This is a genomic window from Solibacillus merdavium, assembly GCF_014836935.1.
In the GTDB taxonomy this organism is placed as follows: domain Bacteria; phylum Bacillota; class Bacilli; order Bacillales_A; family Planococcaceae; genus Solibacillus; species Solibacillus ferritrahens.
In genome coordinates this window covers 1-773 of record NZ_JACSPW010000052.1, presented here as the reverse complement: position 1 = coordinate 773, position 773 = coordinate 1, and the positions used below count along the sequence as shown (strand labels likewise).

At 27.2% G+C, this 773-nt stretch carries 1 protein-coding gene; it reads left to right on the top strand.

Annotated features, from left to right (window positions below):
* Positions 1-26 precede the first annotated feature (26 nt).
* Entirely contained in the window at positions 27-590 is a 564-nt protein-coding gene (locus H9632_RS18700) for an SMI1/KNR4 family protein (RefSeq protein ID WP_191705568.1), read from the top strand.
* Positions 591-773: the final 183 nt, after the last annotated feature.

Below are 773 nucleotides of genomic sequence, written 5' to 3'. Positions count from 1 at the left end.
CTAACCTACGAGGAGGGTATTAAAAAATGGAACAATTTAAAAAAAAGCTAGAAACAATAATTGATTTCGATGTAAAAGAGATTGACACTAGTTGGAATGAAAACCATATAAATAATCTAGAAGGAAAATATAATATAAAGTTACCTCAAGATTATTCATATTATCTGCAACATTATGGTAATGATTATATCAAGGAAGATTATCACTTTATTCCTCCAGAAGGTTTATCAGATAAAATTAAGCTAACACAATTTGAAGTAGACTCATTTTATGGATTATATAACGATGAAAATAATATTGAGGATAAAATAAACTTTTATAAAGATTTATTACCAGCTGATTTAATTCCTATTGCAGATTTACCAGGAGGAGATTTAGTTTGCATTGGAATACAAGATAACACACAAAATAAAATTTATATTTGGTTTCACGAAATGGATGGAGAGAATATATATTTAGTATCTGACTCTTTCAAAAGTTTTATAATGAACTTTAAAAGAATAAATGTCGAAGGAAATAAAATAGAAAATGTTAATTTAAATTTGAGTAATAAGTTAAATGCGTTTTTAACTAATGCATCAAAAAAATGAAATGATGAATTGCTTAAAAATTGCTTAATTATTATATCCAGAAACCTTGATTGGCTTTTGCCTCTCAAGGTTTCTTTTTAACGGGGCTACCTAGTGCCGAATAAACCGCATATTACCTACAAGAAAGTGATAACCCATATCAGTCCTCTATGAAGTTTTAAAAAATTATAAAGTACGTACAAC